This is a genomic window from Bacillus cereus group sp. BfR-BA-01355 (assembly GCF_022663675.1).
Taxonomy (GTDB): Bacteria; Bacillota; Bacilli; order Bacillales; family Bacillaceae_G; genus Bacillus_A; species Bacillus_A thuringiensis_S.
The window spans coordinates 22,023-37,087 of record NZ_JAKUFY010000035.1 but is presented as its reverse complement, the minus strand read 5'-3'; the positions used below and the strand labels follow the sequence as shown (position 1 = coordinate 37,087).

The window sequence follows — 15,065 nt, the reverse complement described above, 5'->3', positions numbered from 1 at the left end:
GTTTTTAAACTGATTTTCTATAAAAAAGACACCCTAAGGTGCCTTCTTGCGATTTGATCCATCGTAATATGGTATTGGATGCCAATCCAATTATTATTTTACCACATTAAATAGTTGCGGTTATTGAGAAACAATAAAACTCTTTATTTGAATGAAAAAAGCCCTAGGGGGACTAGGACTTTTTTCTAGAATGAATATGATTTAAAAAAGGACTTATATAACGTAACATATGAATGTTTCGTAAATGTATCAAAAAAGTGAACAAAATAGTTAATTTAAATAAAAAATATTTCCTTGTATTAAGCAGCTAGCAAAGGCTAACTGCTTAATACAAGGAGATACAGAGAAGACTAAATGGATTCTGGCATACAGCCTATCAACATTATGGACATAATATTGAGTTTTATTCAAAGGAATTCATGTTTTATAAATTAGATTATGATAGTTGATATTCTCCATATTGACCAGAAAAGAATTAAAAATTCTAGTGAAATTCCAAGTGTTCGTTTCCTAGTTTTTTGAAATTCTTTTATTAAATAGCCAACAGCACTAATTGCTATAAGAATGAAAAGAATAAGTTCGAGTGTAACTGGCATTTTATCTACTCCTAATACAATAATTTATTATATAAAGATTATAAGATATTTTTATGGCTAGTGGTGAAAAATTTAATAGAACTATTTCTAAATGGATGAAATGTTTCAACAGACCAATCAAAGGTTAATACAACAAGTGTTATACAATATACGCATGGAGGGCCATCGGGCTGAAGAAATATTGGAGTATAAAGAGTTGTTAGATTAAAGGATTATTACCGAAGAAGAGTTCGAAGTGTAGAAAAAGTAATTATTAGGTATATAGATGAAACGCTCAGATGAGCGTTTTTTTATTTGTATATTCGCAAGTAAAACAACATAATATCACTATGAATCCTTATAACAATATGAATTTTTGCATATTTTAAAATTCGATATATCCCTCAAAAACTTTTAATTGTATAATATATTTTGTCATATTTTTAGATTTTTCGACATAAACCAACAAAAATAGAGAACATATTGGGAGAAGAAATTATGTACACAAAACTATTAAAATCAATTACATCACTATCACTTATTGGTGGTGCGTTGTTATATACAAATGGCAGCGATGTAAAAGCTGCTGAAGTGGGTGTTTTTTCTGATGTGCCGACATCACATTGGTCATATCCTGCGATTAAAGATTTAGCGAGTAAAAATATTATTTCAGGTTATGGAAATGGGATATTTGGTTTTGGAGATGTTGCGACAAGGGAGCAAGTTGCGGCTTTAATTTATCGAGTGTTAGTACCGAATAAACAAGGTGGTTCGTTTAGTAATGATGGAACTCGTTACGTATTAAAGGATGGATCTACGTTTAAAAATCCTTACGGTGATATTAATCAAAGTTCTACAATGTTCCCAGAAGAGGTATTAACTTTAACGAATTTAGGAGTTTTTAAAGGTGATGAAAACGGCCAGTTTAGACCGAAAGCTTCTGTGAGTCGTGCGGAAATGGCACAAATCCTTACAAATGCTTTCCATCTTGCGGCTAAACAAAAACATACATTTAAGGATGTTCCAAATCCATTTTGGGCAGAAAATGCAATTAGTGCGGTGCAGTCAAATGGAATCGCAGATGGCACAGGGAACGGGAATTTTGAACCGTATGGCACAGTAACACGTGAACAGTATGCGCAGTTTTTATATAAAACTTTGAAATATAAAAATGCCGATGTGAAAGATACAGGAGATGCGGCATTATTAACAGCGTTTAAAGAGGAAGTACAAAAGCGTATTAATACGTATGAAACGACTATTACACTTCCATATAAAACGAAAAATAATAATACAGACGAAGTGATGAATACACTTTTTAACGCATATAAAGAAGTTGCAAGTAAAAATGAGTATACAAATTATAATAGATCGAATGTTTCATATGGACTTTCTGGATCACCTGGAAATTATACATTTACGCTTAAGATTACATATCGTGAAACGAAAGAACAGACGGAATATGTCATGAAACAAGCGAAAGCAATCGTTTCTTCTATTACTCAAGTTGGAATGGATGATCACGAAAAAGTGAAGGCGATTCATGATTACGTAGTAAAACATGTTTCTTATGATACGTCTTATAAAGCTTACACAGCATATGAGGCACTTGTAAATCGTTCTGCGGTTTGCCAAGGTTACGCACTATTAACTTATCAATTGTTAAAAGAAGCAGGAATTGAAAATCATTTCGTGACAGGAACTGGGGACGGACAACCTCATGCTTGGAATTTAGTGAAAATCGAAAACAAATGGTATCACCTTGATACAACATTCGATGATCCGGTGCCAGATGAGCAGGGCCGCGTAACGTATTCGTATTTTAACTTATCAGATGAGCAAATAACAAGAAATCATGAGTGGAACCGCGGAGATTACCCGCAAGCTACAACAAATTATTATAGTACACTGACAAACAAAATTGCGGCAGGTAGTACGAAAACGCCTGCATATCAGCAAATATTAAAAGATACAAAGTTAAACTATTTAGGAAATGAATATATCGCAAATAACTATACCGAATTAAAAAATAAAATGCAGCAGCGCTATAGTGCAAAACCAGAGAAAATTGAAGTGCTGTACAAGCAATCAATGAATGGTGCACTGCAAGATGTGAAAAAGGCAATTGGCGAAATTGATTATCCGCAAGGGGCAAATCGAGTTTCTTATAAAGCGGAGCCTTACAATGCGAAAGAAGGGTATTCTTTAGTGACAATTACGTTTACGTATTAAGAATGAGAAAAAAGCATCTGTTTCAGGTGCTTTTTTTTATTATATTGATTCGACAAAATATGACAGGTGAAAACGAATTGGTCTGTTATGATAATTTTTTAAATTTTACATTTTGGAGGATTAATCATGAACAAAAAGAAGATTTCCGCTGCGTTAATAGGAATTGTAGCTTTTTTTGTAATTATTAATGTAGTTGTTATGAAAGAGAAAACGACATCAACCAGTGAAAAAATGTGCTCTGAGAAAGAATATAATAAATTAGTAGATGAACATTTTGAAGAAACGCAAAAGTTGAAAAGTGATATGAGTGTGTTAGAAACTGAAAAAAAATCTCTTGATGAGCAAGTGAAGAAGTTAAAAGATGAGTTAGCGAAAAAAGAGCAACAAGTAGCGCAGCAGCCGGTTCAACAAGAACAACCAAAGCAGGAACCACAACAACCAGCACCAGCACAACAGCCGGAAAAGAAAGAAGAGCCAAAACCAGAACAACCTACTGGAGCATTCGAAAATCCAATGAAAAGCATAAACAAAACAGAGGCAATGAATAAAGTAAAAGAAAAGGCGAAGAAAGACTTCCAAGATGATTATATGACACAAAACTTTGTTGCGGAGGAACAATCAAAAGCATTTGATTTCTTAAACAGTATTGAAATTAAATCACAAGAAGAATTAAATGTAATGAAGAATGCATTGAAAGATTTTTCTAACGACTTTATGACCGCGAAGTTTGTTTATGAAGAGCAAATGAAGGCGAAGAATAAGCAAGGATAAAACAAAAACGCTATCTTTTAAAAAGGTAGCGTTTTTGTTTTGGGTTATAAAGTTATTCCTACATTTGACATATACAGTCTGACTGTATAAAATGAAACTATTCAGTTGAACTATATAGTTTAGCTATATACTTATCGTTACATTGGAGGTCTTTATGAATAGAGATAAAAATTTACCATTAACGGAAACAACGTATTACGTTCTTTTAGCTTTGTTAGAGCCAGCTCATGGATATTTAATTATGCAAAAGGTGGAGGAACTGAGTAATCATCAAGTGAAAATCGCAGCGGGTACATTGTATGGTGCGGTTGAAAATTTATTAAAACAAGGGTTAATAGAATCGGTAAAAAGCGAAGATAAACGAAGAAAAGTGTATGTCATTACGGAACGCGGGAAAGAAGTATTGCATTTAGACTTTATGAGAATGCAGCACATTATTGCGGTTACAAAAAGTTTATTACACGTATAGTTAGGGGGAAACGATGATGTGGAGATTGAAATTCTTTTTAGACTTTGAGAAAGAGGAAAAATGGTTAGAGGAGATGGCTTGGAAAGGCTATCAACTAGAAAGCAATACATTTGGTTATACATTTAGATATACAGAACCGGAAGATGCGACGATTAAAATAGACCATAGAGTATTTAGTAGAAAAAGTGATTTTATTAATTACTGCACATTATTTGAAGATAGTGGCTGGGAGCATATAGCTGGTAATAGGTGGTCAGGTACGCAATATTTTAAAAAGGTAGATGAAGAAAGTGAAGATGACATTTTTTCAGATCCAATGTCACGAGCAGGGAAGTATAAGCGTCTATCTAAAACATTTTTAGAATTAGCGATCTGTTATTTGCCGATATTATTTTTATTTATGTATAGTAATACAATGAATTTAGGAGCCTTTGTAAATCCGAAAGAACTATACTTGACGCCAGGATTATGGGATAAGCAAGGTGTATCATTTCTATGGTCATTCTTATTTGAAACGCCATTTGCATTAATGAGAGGACTTTTTTTGACATTTATCCCCGTTGCGACATGTATGTTTTTCGTTTGCTCGTATAAAGCAAATCGGTTGTATGAAGAGAGAAGGTGATAGGATGGATCCCCTTAAAGTAGATACTTTGGGGGTTTTTTTATGTATAAATAGGTTGTTTGGTAATTGTTAACATTAATTCCTTTTGTTTGTGTTTAAATTTGATATAATTTTAATAATATTCCTTAGGAGGATGATTATCATTAATATACTTTTAGGTATTATTGGAGCAATTGTTTTACTGGCTTTTGTTATCCATCCAGGAGTCCCAGACAAACGTGTCCCTCTACAAAATAAACTTGCAGTAATTCTTCCATTGATTGTTATAGCTGGTTTAATTTCCTTGTATATATAATTAAAACAAGTATTTATCAAGTAACATTAAGATAGGTAGAGAAGTATATATGCTTTTCTACCTATGCGTAGTTTAGTAAAAATGCTCATCAACTTTTTCATCGCTATTGTTCTTTTGTTAATTGCTGTATGGACTGCAAACGGACCTAATATAGAAGACCAGCATAAATAAACCATTGTATTTCTCAATAAACAAAACAATTAAACATGGTTCAAGTCGGAGAAAGGCACCTTAGGCTGTCTATTCTTTTTTTGATATGGTTTATTAGAGGTCACCATATCAAAAAAATTGTACGTCTAGACGCATTTTAAATACAAAATAACCGATTCCTTATACGTTAAGAAACCGGTTATTTATTTGCCTACTTTTTTAGAGGGCTTTTTTTTGTAATGGTTTTAAATGATTGATTTAAGGTTATAAACTTAAATCATAAATAAAAGATAGAGCAAAAACTATATAAGAAATAAATGTAACGAAAACAAGAAAACATATAAACTGAGAATTAGATACATATTGTTCTATTCTTTTTTTCATGTTAATTCGTATTGTTTTTCAAATGTGAAGTATCAATTGGAATTTGACCTTTCCAAGATCCAATTACTTTTCCAATTCTAGTTATATTTACATCTAAAGTAAGGGGCTGTTTAAAAGCGTCTTTTCCTTTAGAATCTATAACAAATGTAGCAACACCTTCAGGTTTATCATTATCACGAATGCCTACATCATTTAGTTTTTTACCTGCTGCCATAAGTTCAAAAGGAAGACGATCATCTGAATCATGGATAAATGATAGTCTCCCGTCATTTTTAATCTCAGGGTTTTCCTCTTGTTGCCCATTAATTTTACCATCATTTTCAAGATTTAATCCTGATGTATCAAATTCAAATGGTACTAAATTACCATCAGCTTTTTCCATTCTATAATGAACTGATATACGTGCATCTGCGATAAATACTTCTTTGAGATGTACAGTAATACCTTGATCTGTAATTTTTTCATCAATAGGAATATATTTACCATTCTTCATCATATCTTGTATGACACCATTTTCATCTCCTATTCCTTCATTTACAACTTTATCATTTGTAATTGCATCAGAAAAATATGAAGCAACATTTGTAGCCGCCACTTGTACTTGTGGAATCATTGCTGTTGTAAAAAGTGCAGCTGCAGCTACTGCTGTATAAATGAAACGTTTTGATTTTTTACTCATGTTTGTAAACATTCCCTTCTTTTGGTGCTTTTTGTGATTTATATTAGAAACATTGTCTAACTTGGAACGGCTTTCAAATGTTTTCCATGCTTGTTCTATATCAATTTTGATTTCTTGTGGTGAATTTGCAGATTCTTCATCTAGCATTACGTTTTCCCATTGATTTAATTTACTAATTTCTACTAATAAATCTTGGCATGCTTCACATGTATCTAGGTGCTTTGTGAATTCCTTTCTTATATCATGAGAAAGTTCTCCATCAATATATGTTTGAATAAACCCGATATCATAACATTTCATTTGTTATGCCTCCTCCATTTGTTTATAAATCTTGCGGAATTTCATTTTTGCTCGGACCAATAATGTTCCAATAGAAGATATTTCAATTTGAAGTACTTCTGCAATTTCTTTATATTGAAAACCAGAGAATTTCATTAGTAAAAGGGTTCGTTCTCGATCATTCATTTTATTTAGTATCGTTTGGACCTTTGTAATTTCTTCTTTTCTTATCCAATCATCGTCTAATGATGAAACATTTTGTACTTCATGGTATTGTATTTCTTTATCAATCTTCGCTTGCTGCCTTTTTTCAGATCGAAAATGGTTATAAGCTACATAAGTAGAAGATTTAATCAACCATCCAGGTATGTTTTCAATTCCTTTCCAATCGCTACGATATAATTGTAAAAATACTTCTTGTGCTAACTCTTCAGCGATAGATTGATCTTTAACAATCCAGATGATTTGTTTCACAGCGTAAGCATAGTACTGCTTAAATAAATCTTCAAAGGTCATATCAGAAGCATGACTTTCTTCATTTTCTATGGTTAACATGTCCGTTTAAACCTCACTTTCAATTTGATACCTGTATTATAGAGAAACCAGAAAAAAGGATTTTGTGACAGTTTTTCTGGATATTTTTTTATATTTTTTATCCCGCATTAACGGGCAGTAAGACCCCCACCTCAAAATTCAGCGTAAGCAAAGAAGTTAGGTGGGGGGCGGGCTGCCCGTAAAAGTCCGATTGGTGGGGGTTAATAATCAGTGGTGGATGAACACCCCCCACTGATTAAAGTTTCACTTTATTTTGGCATATTTTAAGTCTTCTATTTTCATGAATATGTATAATTACATAAAATTTTAGTGAAAAAGAGAGTATACTTTCGTATTGTGTAATAAAGATAAAGCCCGCCTACGGAAATAGGCGGGCTTTTTTTTACATATAAAGAAAAGACACTCACATGAGTGTCTTTTCCGATAGTTTTTTAGCAGAAGCAAGCAGCTCCAACGATGATTAATAAAATAAACAATACAACTAATAAAGCAAATCCTCCAGCGAAGCCACAGCCGCCACAACTACCACCAAAGCCCATAACAGTTCCTCCTTTTAATAGGAAGGGAAAACCAAGGGGTCACTCATGTGTTTTAACGGATTCCATTTACTTTATGCTTTTACGAATGAATGGAGCAGGTCCTTTTCAAAATAGATTTATCTCGCTATTTGCTGGGTAGTAAGACCCCGATTGGTGAGGGCTAATTAAAGTTTCACTTTATTCTTTAAAAGCGAATAAATGAAAAATAAAATATCCAAAAATATAGATGGAAATCCGCTTTTATACCTTGCACTAAAAGAATACTAACATTATATATTATAAGGAATACTTGTCCTTAATTGTAAATGAAAGGGGGGAATTGGTATGAGTTATGGCTATGGTCACCCTCCGAAAAAATGTTGTGAACATCACAATGAGACTTTATCAACGGGTGTATTACGTAGACATTCTGCTACGTTGTTTCTTACTGTGGAGGCTATGAATGTTGATCCAGATGATACTCGTAGAGTAACTGTTGAAATGTTTGATTGGTCATCTGGTTCTCCGGTATTGTTACCATTAATAGACCCTTCAACACAAACATTGCCACCTAATCGATATGTTACTTTTCGTTCAGCAGCTCTTCCTCCAGCACTGTTTGCTTATGAAGTAAGAATCATTCGTCCGAAAGATAGAGATGTTGTTACGAATGTTTTTGGTCTTAGTGCAATCGTATTTAACCCACAAGAAGGAAATAATGTTTTACAACATGATTTAGCAAAATTAGACCTTAAATAGATCTTATAAAAGTCTATTTATTGGGTATGATTAAACAAAAGAGTAGGATGTTAATCCTACTCTTTTTTTAATGTTAACTAGAATTTTAAAAGAAATCCTTCATCATTTTAGTATCTTTAATATTCACTATCACACTTTCTACCTTATCTTTCTTCTCATCTTTGGCAATTGTAATTTGTTCCTTATTATCAACCCAAACAAGAAACTCTTCTTTTTCGTCATCTTTATATGTAACGGTTATAGTAGAATGCACAGATTGTTTCTTTTTTTGATCTAAAGTGATAGTTTTAGGTGTTCCATTTTGAACTGCTGAAACGATAGATTTTATCATTTCTTCATTATCTGTTTGAGATTTGGAAGTAGTATTATTTGTTGTTTTCAGTATTTCAATGTCGGTAATATTTGCGGAGTTTAATTGAAAGGTATTTTGTGTATGTTCTTGCTTAACTTGTGAAGCTTTATCTGTAACCGAGGTACTTGTACAACCTATTAAAGTGAAAGATAGAGCGGTTAGAGCGCATATAGATATGATTTTTTTCATATTATCCCTCCTTACGTTCAATTATAACAATTTTTCGTTAATTTAGGAGGTTATTGTAAGTAGAAGATGTTTTAAAGTGGTAAATGATGTTGTTCATTTTCTATTAAAATCAAAATTCACATAACTTTTTTCATATTTTATGTTTAACATTTTGAAAATGGGTGTACTACATATAATATAACAAATAATTCATTTTAAAGGAGGAAGTTAAAGATGGAAACGAAGTATAGTAAACCTTTTGTATATGAATTTATTACGGAGAAAGAGGTCATGAATGCAGCGAATGATCTAGTGAAGAAAGGAATAGAACAAAAAGATATTTACGTATTAACACACGAGAAAGATAGGACAGATAGAATTGCAGACAATGCAGACGTGAATACAATTGGGATAAAAGAGGAGGGACTTGGGACAAGCATTATTAACGTCTTTCAAAAAACAGGAGATCAGTTAAGAAATAAGATGCAGGAGTTAGGGCTTAATGAGGAAGAAGCGAACTTTTATGAAGAAAAGCTGGATGAAGGGAAAATCTTGTTATTCGTTAAGGATTTAGAAAGAGTCGGTGAATGGTTACAAGAAAGAAGATGCATGTATTCTATTTAAATTTGTATCCTTTAAATCTATAAATCTATTACGAAAAGGAGATGGGAAATATGAGTGAGAGCGGGCTAAAAGAACAAATTACGGGTAAAGTTGAAAAGAAAAAAGGACAAATAAAAGAAGGAATTGGTGAAGTTACAGAAGATAGAGGGTTGAAAACTGAAGGGAAGTGGGAGAAGACGAAGGGAACTATAAAAGAAAAAGTCGGAAAAGTGAAACAAAAGATAAGCGATGAGTTGGATAATAAAGAATAATACATTTTCATCAAGCTTTGGTTACATACCAAAGCTTGATGAATCCAATATAAAAATAATATAGGAGGTTTAATTGTGGGACTTATTATTACGTGTATTGTAGGTGGACTTATTGGTGCGTTAGCTGGAATGATTACAGGGAAAGACTTTCCTTTAGGTATAGTTGGTAATGTAATTGCTGGATTAATCGGATCTTGGGTTGGTAGTGCATTATTTGGTCACTGGGGTCCTGAATGGGGAGGCATCTTTATTCTTCCAGCTTTATTAGGCGCAATCGTCTTTATTTTAATCGTCACATTCTTCTCTAGAATGCTACGGAAAGCGTAAGTATGATAATGAATAGTAATTTTAAGTTTGTTATATATAGCGATAGGGTTAATGAACTGATAAATATACATAAAAAAGCATCCAATTAAAATAATTTGGATGCTTTTTTAATGTAATCTGTATGAAGGTTGCTCGCAATCATCATGTTTATTCAATAAATAATCAGTGAGGATGGCCCCACTGATTGAGATTACACTTTATATTACATATTAAACCATCGTTACTTTTTCACAATTATTTATTCTTACGACTTGCCTTGGCTCTATATGAGATAAGTCCTCGTTATTACCTATATCAACTACAATTGTATTCGTTAGTATATTAATAATGGAACCAACTAACTTTGTAGCATGATCGTGTCGATAAGAAAATTGAACGAAATCTCCCTTTTTAAAGTTGTGCTCTTCCATAGATAGATCCCCCTAAAAATAATGTTTATACATTATACATACACAAATTTATAAGGTTTAAACATTTGGTAGTAATTTTTAAGCAGTAAGCTGGGAAAGGTGTAGAAAATTTATTTATAATTAAAATTAAAAAATATGTTTAAAACTAATTTTTATGGGTAATTAAATAGTAAAAGTTTGAGATGAGGGGGCGGAAATGATGAATTTGAAAATTAACATCTTGCAAAATGAATTAGGTTATACGGTACAACTTACTGGTGAGATTGATGCGTATACGGCATCAGATTTAAAAAATAAGATTATGCCTATTGCAAATGAAAAAGAGGTTCATATTGTAGTAGATTTTCATAACGTAGATTATATGGATAGTACAGGCTTAGGAGTTTTTATAGCTTTATTAAAAGCAGTTAAGAAAAATGATGGGAAGCTAGAGTTTATTGGTGTATCTAAAAGGCTAAAAAGATTATTTGATATTACAGGGCTAACAGAAATATTAAATTTGAATTCCGATTTTGAAAAAGTAGAAAGAAGGTGACTAGGGATGATGGAGAGATTTGAAAAGATAGAAATGAAAATTCCTGCAAAAGCAGAATATGTGGCTATTATTCGTTTAACAATGGCTGGTGTTGCGAATCGAATGGGCTTTGCTTATGACGATATAGAAGATATGAAAATTGCTATTAGTGAAGCATGTACAAACATTGTACAACATGCATATAAAGAAGACGTTGGAGAAATTACAATTGTCTTTGGTCTATATGAAGATCGATTAGAAATTATGGCTGCGGATAATGGAGTTAGCTTTGATTTCAGTAGCTTAAAAAGTAAAGTCGGTCCGTATGATATTAATAAACCAGTAGAACATTTGCCGGAAAATGGTTTAGGTTTATATTTAATCAATACGTTAATGGATGATATACAAATCATGCATGATGAGGGCATGACAGTTTTAATGACAAAATATATACAAAGAGAGCAGGTGGAGAATGATGGAAATCCAATCTCAACCTACAACTCTTACTAAAGAAGACGTTATTAAGCTAATTGCAGAATTCCAACAAAACCAATGTAATGAAGCGCAGGAAAGGTTAGTTGATCATTATAAAAATCTCGTATATTCCATTGCATATCGCTATTCAAAAGGCGGGCCGATGCATGAGGATATTATACAAGTAGGGATGTTAGGGCTCTTAGGCGCAATAAGAAGGTATGATTATTCGATAGGGAATGCTTTTGAGCCGTTTGCAATACCTACAATAGTAGGCGAAATAAAGAAGTATTTACGTGATAAAACTTGGGGTATTCATGTTCCAAGGCGAATTAAAGATTTAGGCGGGAAAATTAAACTTGCGATAGAGGAGTTAACAGATCACCTGCAACGTTCACCGAAGATAATAGAAATTGCAAATCATTTAGGACTATCGGAAGAGGAAGTTCTAGAGATTATGGATGCGAAAAATAATTATCGAGTATCTTCCTTAGATGATGTAGTTGAAAATTCATCTGATGGAAGTTCGGTAGCGAGAATTGAATCTGTAGGTGAAGTAGAGCAAGGATATGAACAGACAGAAAGACGTCTCGTTTTAGAGGATATTTTTAACGTATTAAATGATACGGAAAAGAGTGTTATTCATTATATATTTGGAGAAAATTTAAATCAAAAAGATACAGGAGAACGGTTAGGTATTTCGCAAATGCACGTTTCTCGTATTAAAAGACAAGCGATAAGTAAATTGAAGCAAGCTGCATTTTTAGATACATAAAAATTTTAAATAATTATGTTTAAAACATGAGGAAAGGGGTACTTATTAAGTATAGGAGGAGATATAAAAATGTCACACGATGTGAAAGAACTAATCGAAGGATTGAATGAAGATTTAGCAGGAGAATACTCAGCAATTATTATGTATAACCATAATGCAGCTACAGTTTCTGGTATATATAGACAAGTATTGAAACCTTTCTTTGAATCTGAAATTAGTGATGAACAAGGACATGCCCTATATTTAGCGGAGAAAATTAAGACGTTAGGTGGTACACCTACTACGATCCCTTTACCAGTGAAACAAGTAGAAGATGTTAGAGAAATGTTAGAATCCGCTAGACAATCAGAATATGAAACAATTAAGCGTTATGAAACGAGAAAAGAACAGGCAGCGAAATTAAATATGACAGAGTTAGTTGTAAAACTAGAAGATATGATTGCAGATGAAACAAATCATATGGAAGAATTAGATCGTCTTTTAAATGATAAAGCAATGGTGTTAAATTAAAAGTAGAAATTTATACAGTGAAAGAACAAATTCCTATTTCTAGGGGTTTGTTCTTTTGTTGTATAAATATGTTTGAGTACGAAATTTTCATTTTGTAACTGAGTATGTAATACTAGAAAAATAGAAAATGATAATAGATTTACATTTTAAATAAGAAAAGGGGAAATAACTTGTGTCCATTTTAATTGTTGATGATAATCCGGTTAACATATTTGTAATTGAGAAAATTTTAAAACAAGCCGGATATCATGATCTTGTATCGCTCAATTCTGCACAAGAGCTCTTCGAATACATACAGTTTGGAAAAGATTCTTCCAGGCATAATGAAATTGACTTAATACTATTAGATATTATGATGCCTGAAATTGATGGACTTGAAGTTTGTAGGCGATTACAAAAAGAGGAGAAGTTTAAAGATATCCCTATTATTTTTGTTACAGCTTTAGAGGATGCCAATAAATTGGCCGAAGCTCTTGATATGGGGGCAATGGATTATATTACGAAACCTATAAATAAAGTTGAACTATTAGCACGTATGCGTGTAGCATTACGCTTAAAATCAGAATTAAATTGGCATAAAGAACAAGAAGAAAATCTTCGGAATGAACTAGATTTAGCTACGCAAGTACAAAGAAACTTATTAAGTAGCCCATTAAGAGAAGATTATATAAAAATTGAAGCAAGTTACTTACCTTCATTTAAATTAGCTGGAGATATGTATTATTGGTATAAAATCGATGAAAACCGCTACGGTATTATATTATTAGACGTGATGGGACATGGTATATCTGCTTCATTAGTTTGTATGTTTATTTCGTCTGTATTACGTGAAACGATTAAATCTTTAATCGATCCAGAACTTGTCATTAAAGACTTAAATAAATATATGACTCTTTTACATAATGAGAATGACGATATTCCATATTATTTTACAGCGATATATTTAGTAGTAGATACAGAAAAGAGAACGATTGAATATGTAAATGCAGGGCATCCTTCTGGATACGTTTTAGTTGATGAAACAAATATGGTTGAACTAAATCGCGGGAGTTGTGCGGTAGGATTTTTTGATGAAATAAAAGTTGAAAAGACAGTTATACCTTTTGAGAAGAACGCTCAAATCGTATTGTTTACAGATGGTGTTCTTGAAGCAATTGCAAATGATGAATTTGAGGCTGAAGAGAAATTACGTACTTTTACAGAAAGAAAATGGGGAGATTTAGAAGGCGAGATAGAAGGGTTTTATAAGGGAGAACAGAAGAAAGCACAATCAGATGATATGTGCCTAATTATGATACAAACGAATGCAAAATAAAAAGCGTATGAAATCCAAACAGAGGATTTCATACGCTTTTTATCCCGCATTAACGGGCAGTAAGACTCCCACCAAAAAATTTAGTCTGAAGCAAAGAAGGCAGGTGGGAGATCAACTGTCCGTAAACGCCCGATTGGTGAGGGCTGATAATCAGTGGGGAATCCCCCCCATCTGATTAAAGTTTCACTTTATTGTATTTTTTGATAAATTTGTTCGCTAGGATTAAATTGGGTATAATGCGGCATTATATCTGAAAAACGAAGAGTTTCTTTATTCCCTAAACATAGAAATCCATTGTGACTTAAACTTTCATAAAATAGTTGCTGCACTTGGTTTTGAAGTTTACTTGTAAAGTAAATTAAAACGTTACGACAAAGTATAATATGAAACTCGTTAAAAGATTGATCGGTTACTAAATTATGCTGTGCAAAAATAATGTTTTGTAAAAGTGATGGATTGAAATAAGCAAAACGACTATCCGTCGAATAATAGTTAGAAAATGCTTGTGTACCGCCAGCTTGTAAATAGTTTTTCGTGTAAGTTTGCATTTTATTTAATGAAAGTATGCCTTGTTTTGCTTTTTCTAACACATTTGTATTCATATCTGTTGCATAAATAACAGCCTTTTCACTTAATCCTTCTTCGTGAAGTAAGATGGACATTGATAATACTTCTTCACCAGTTGCGCATCCAGCATGCCAAATTCTAATTTCAGGATGTTTTTTCAATTCAGGAATAACATGCTCTCTTAGCGCTTTAAAAAAAGCAGGATTACGGAACATCTCAGTTACATTAATGGAGAAATCATTTAATAACTGTTCTAAAAACCCTTCTTCATGAATTACTTTTTCAATTAATTTTGAAATGGTAGGGATATTAGAGAGCTGCATTCTATTGCAAATCCTTCTATAAATAGATGTGCGAGCATATTGGCGAAAATCAAATCCTGATAGTTTAAATACCGCTTCTAATAGTAATTCAATTTCTAAGTTCGTACGCTTATCCGTATCTACTGATGGATCAAAATTATAATACTTATTTTCCACTCCAACTA

Annotated in this window: 21 protein-coding genes; 14 read left to right on the top strand and 7 right to left on the bottom strand. The window is 32.5% G+C overall.

All coding sequences use genetic code 11. The annotated features are described in order from the left end of the window. Positions 1-431: 431 nt before the first annotated feature. The gene (locus tag MR167_RS14155) at positions 432-596 is read right to left on the bottom strand and encodes a hypothetical protein (RefSeq protein WP_001145509.1); all 165 of its coding nucleotides are present in this window, start codon (positions 594-596) and stop codon (positions 432-434) included. A 477-nt stretch (positions 597-1,073) separates the two neighbouring features. Here MR167_RS14155 and MR167_RS14150 point away from each other — a divergent pair, with 477 nt between their 5' ends. The 5 genes from MR167_RS14150 (at position 1,074) to MR167_RS14130 (ending at position 4,967) form a co-directional block, all read left to right on the top strand. Then, positions 1,074-2,807, top strand: a complete 1,734-nt coding sequence (locus MR167_RS14150; protein WP_242314849.1) for an S-layer homology domain-containing protein — start codon at positions 1,074-1,076, stop codon at positions 2,805-2,807. Positions 2,808-2,933: 126 nt separating this feature from the next. Next, a complete protein-coding gene (locus tag MR167_RS14145; protein ID WP_106081508.1) occupies positions 2,934-3,578 on the top strand; it encodes a hypothetical protein in 645 nt (214 codons plus the stop codon). A 154-nt stretch (positions 3,579-3,732) separates the two neighbouring features. Next, positions 3,733-4,047 (top strand): PadR family transcriptional regulator, encoded by a 315-nt coding sequence (locus MR167_RS14140; RefSeq protein WP_001078063.1) that lies wholly within the window; start codon positions 3,733-3,735, stop codon positions 4,045-4,047. Between the two features lie 13 nt (positions 4,048-4,060). After that, positions 4,061-4,672, top strand: coding sequence for a DUF2812 domain-containing protein (locus MR167_RS14135; RefSeq protein WP_002100804.1), 612 nt, complete (start codon positions 4,061-4,063; stop codon positions 4,670-4,672). 133 nt (positions 4,673-4,805) lie between these two features. After that, positions 4,806-4,967, top strand: a complete 162-nt coding sequence (locus MR167_RS14130; RefSeq protein ID WP_000583951.1) for a hypothetical protein — start codon at positions 4,806-4,808, stop codon at positions 4,965-4,967. Positions 4,968-5,502: 535 nt separating this feature from the next. Here MR167_RS14130 and MR167_RS14125 read toward each other — a convergent pair. The 3 genes from MR167_RS14125 to MR167_RS14115 all read right to left on the bottom strand — a co-directional run bounded on the left by MR167_RS14125 (position 5,503) and on the right by MR167_RS14115 (position 7,553). Beyond that, entirely contained in the window at positions 5,503-6,480 is a 978-nt protein-coding gene (locus MR167_RS14125; RefSeq protein ID WP_000650416.1) for a DUF4179 domain-containing protein, read from the bottom strand. A 3-nt stretch (positions 6,481-6,483) separates the two neighbouring features. Continuing rightward, entirely contained in the window at positions 6,484-7,014 is a 531-nt protein-coding gene (locus tag MR167_RS14120; protein WP_000955505.1) for an RNA polymerase sigma factor SigX, read from the bottom strand. Positions 7,015-7,445: 431 nt separating this feature from the next. Further along, the gene (locus tag MR167_RS14115; RefSeq protein WP_000505670.1) at positions 7,446-7,553 is read right to left on the bottom strand and encodes a YjcZ family sporulation protein; all 108 of its coding nucleotides are present in this window, start codon (positions 7,551-7,553) and stop codon (positions 7,446-7,448) included. A gap of 324 nt (positions 7,554-7,877) precedes the next feature. Between MR167_RS14115 and MR167_RS14110 the strand changes: the two genes are divergently transcribed. Then, positions 7,878-8,291 (top strand): hypothetical protein, encoded by a 414-nt coding sequence (locus MR167_RS14110; RefSeq protein WP_000120211.1) that lies wholly within the window; start codon positions 7,878-7,880, stop codon positions 8,289-8,291. Between the two features lie 85 nt (positions 8,292-8,376). Here the strand turns inward: MR167_RS14110 and MR167_RS14105 are convergent, their stop codons facing one another. Continuing rightward, positions 8,377-8,832, bottom strand: a complete 456-nt coding sequence (locus MR167_RS14105) for a hypothetical protein (RefSeq protein WP_000720868.1) — start codon at positions 8,830-8,832, stop codon at positions 8,377-8,379. Positions 8,833-9,045: 213 nt separating this feature from the next. On the opposite strand from MR167_RS14105, the gene MR167_RS14100 reads away from it, so the two are divergent. From MR167_RS14100 to MR167_RS14090, 3 genes are all read left to right on the top strand, one after another. Further along, positions 9,046-9,435 (top strand): YflT domain-containing protein, encoded by a 390-nt coding sequence (locus tag MR167_RS14100; RefSeq protein WP_000448818.1) that lies wholly within the window; start codon positions 9,046-9,048, stop codon positions 9,433-9,435. Positions 9,436-9,485: 50 nt separating this feature from the next. Then, positions 9,486-9,686: a CsbD family protein gene (locus MR167_RS14095; RefSeq protein WP_242314846.1), complete on the top strand. Its 201-nt coding sequence runs from the start codon at positions 9,486-9,488 to the stop codon at positions 9,684-9,686. Positions 9,687-9,761: 75 nt separating this feature from the next. Further along, on the top strand, positions 9,762-10,013 hold the full coding sequence (locus MR167_RS14090; RefSeq protein WP_000522902.1) for a GlsB/YeaQ/YmgE family stress response membrane protein: 252 nt from the start codon (positions 9,762-9,764) through the stop codon (positions 10,011-10,013). A 209-nt stretch (positions 10,014-10,222) separates the two neighbouring features. On the opposite strand, the gene MR167_RS14085 is transcribed toward MR167_RS14090, so the two are convergent. After that, entirely contained in the window at positions 10,223-10,423 is a 201-nt protein-coding gene (locus tag MR167_RS14085; RefSeq protein WP_000390994.1) for a hypothetical protein, read from the bottom strand. A gap of 196 nt (positions 10,424-10,619) precedes the next feature. Here MR167_RS14085 and MR167_RS14080 point away from each other — a divergent pair, with 196 nt between their 5' ends. The 5 genes from MR167_RS14080 (at position 10,620) to MR167_RS14060 (ending at position 14,011) form a co-directional block, all read left to right on the top strand. Continuing rightward, positions 10,620-10,958, top strand: coding sequence for an STAS domain-containing protein (locus MR167_RS14080; protein WP_003276977.1), 339 nt, complete (start codon positions 10,620-10,622; stop codon positions 10,956-10,958). 6 nt (positions 10,959-10,964) lie between these two features. Continuing rightward, positions 10,965-11,447 carry an anti-sigma B factor RsbW gene (gene rsbW / locus MR167_RS14075; RefSeq protein WP_000970581.1) on the top strand — a complete coding sequence of 161 codons (483 nt, stop codon included), beginning with the start codon at positions 10,965-10,967 and terminating at the stop codon, positions 11,445-11,447. Then, complete coding sequence (gene sigB / locus MR167_RS14070) at positions 11,410-12,186, top strand: RNA polymerase sigma factor SigB (protein WP_002083014.1); 777 nt, start codon at positions 11,410-11,412, stop codon at positions 12,184-12,186. The genes rsbW and sigB overlap by 38 nt, the downstream gene beginning before the upstream one ends. A 69-nt stretch (positions 12,187-12,255) precedes the next feature. Beyond that, positions 12,256-12,696 (top strand): ferritin-like domain-containing protein, encoded by a 441-nt coding sequence (locus MR167_RS14065; RefSeq protein WP_000017755.1) that lies wholly within the window; start codon positions 12,256-12,258, stop codon positions 12,694-12,696. A 172-nt stretch (positions 12,697-12,868) separates the two neighbouring features. After that, positions 12,869-14,011: a fused response regulator/phosphatase gene (locus MR167_RS14060; protein WP_000025523.1), complete on the top strand. Its 1,143-nt coding sequence runs from the start codon at positions 12,869-12,871 to the stop codon at positions 14,009-14,011. Positions 14,012-14,199: 188 nt separating this feature from the next. Here the strand turns inward: MR167_RS14060 and MR167_RS14055 are convergent, their stop codons facing one another. Then, on the bottom strand, positions 14,200-15,057 hold the full coding sequence (locus MR167_RS14055; protein ID WP_000429058.1) for a CheR family methyltransferase: 858 nt from the start codon (positions 15,055-15,057) through the stop codon (positions 14,200-14,202). Positions 15,058-15,065: the final 8 nt, after the last annotated feature.

Bases quoted from the DNA above. Each gene is read 5' to 3' on its own strand.
- MR167_RS14065 (WP_000017755.1), top strand. From the start codon at position 12,256: ATGTCACACGATGTGAAAGAACTAATCGAAGGATTGAATGAAGATTTA.
- sigB (WP_002083014.1), top strand. From the start codon at position 11,410: ATGATGGAAATCCAATCTCAACCTACAACTCTTACTAAAGAAGACGTT.
- MR167_RS14130 (WP_000583951.1), top strand. From the start codon at position 4,806: ATGATTATCATTAATATACTTTTAGGTATTATTGGAGCAATTGTTTTA.
- MR167_RS14135 (WP_002100804.1), top strand. From the start codon at position 4,061: ATGATGTGGAGATTGAAATTCTTTTTAGACTTTGAGAAAGAGGAAAAA.
- MR167_RS14095 (WP_242314846.1), top strand. From the start codon at position 9,486: ATGAGTGAGAGCGGGCTAAAAGAACAAATTACGGGTAAAGTTGAAAAG.
- MR167_RS14140 (WP_001078063.1), top strand. From the start codon at position 3,733: ATGAATAGAGATAAAAATTTACCATTAACGGAAACAACGTATTACGTT.
- MR167_RS14105 (WP_000720868.1), bottom strand. From the start codon at position 8,832: ATGAAAAAAATCATATCTATATGCGCTCTAACCGCTCTATCTTTCACT.
- MR167_RS14080 (WP_003276977.1), top strand. From the start codon at position 10,620: ATGATGAATTTGAAAATTAACATCTTGCAAAATGAATTAGGTTATACG.
- MR167_RS14155 (WP_001145509.1), bottom strand. From the start codon at position 596: ATGCCAGTTACACTCGAACTTATTCTTTTCATTCTTATAGCAATTAGT.
- rsbW (WP_000970581.1), top strand. From the start codon at position 10,965: ATGATGGAGAGATTTGAAAAGATAGAAATGAAAATTCCTGCAAAAGCA.
- MR167_RS14100 (WP_000448818.1), top strand. From the start codon at position 9,046: ATGGAAACGAAGTATAGTAAACCTTTTGTATATGAATTTATTACGGAG.
- MR167_RS14120 (WP_000955505.1), bottom strand. From the start codon at position 7,014: ATGTTAACCATAGAAAATGAAGAAAGTCATGCTTCTGATATGACCTTT.
- MR167_RS14145 (WP_106081508.1), top strand. From the start codon at position 2,934: ATGAACAAAAAGAAGATTTCCGCTGCGTTAATAGGAATTGTAGCTTTT.
- MR167_RS14085 (WP_000390994.1), bottom strand. From the start codon at position 10,423: ATGGAAGAGCACAACTTTAAAAAGGGAGATTTCGTTCAATTTTCTTAT.
- MR167_RS14125 (WP_000650416.1), bottom strand. From the start codon at position 6,480: ATGAAATGTTATGATATCGGGTTTATTCAAACATATATTGATGGAGAA.
- MR167_RS14115 (WP_000505670.1), bottom strand. From the start codon at position 7,553: ATGGGCTTTGGTGGTAGTTGTGGCGGCTGTGGCTTCGCTGGAGGATTT.
- MR167_RS14150 (WP_242314849.1), top strand. From the start codon at position 1,074: ATGTACACAAAACTATTAAAATCAATTACATCACTATCACTTATTGGT.
- MR167_RS14110 (WP_000120211.1), top strand. From the start codon at position 7,878: ATGAGTTATGGCTATGGTCACCCTCCGAAAAAATGTTGTGAACATCAC.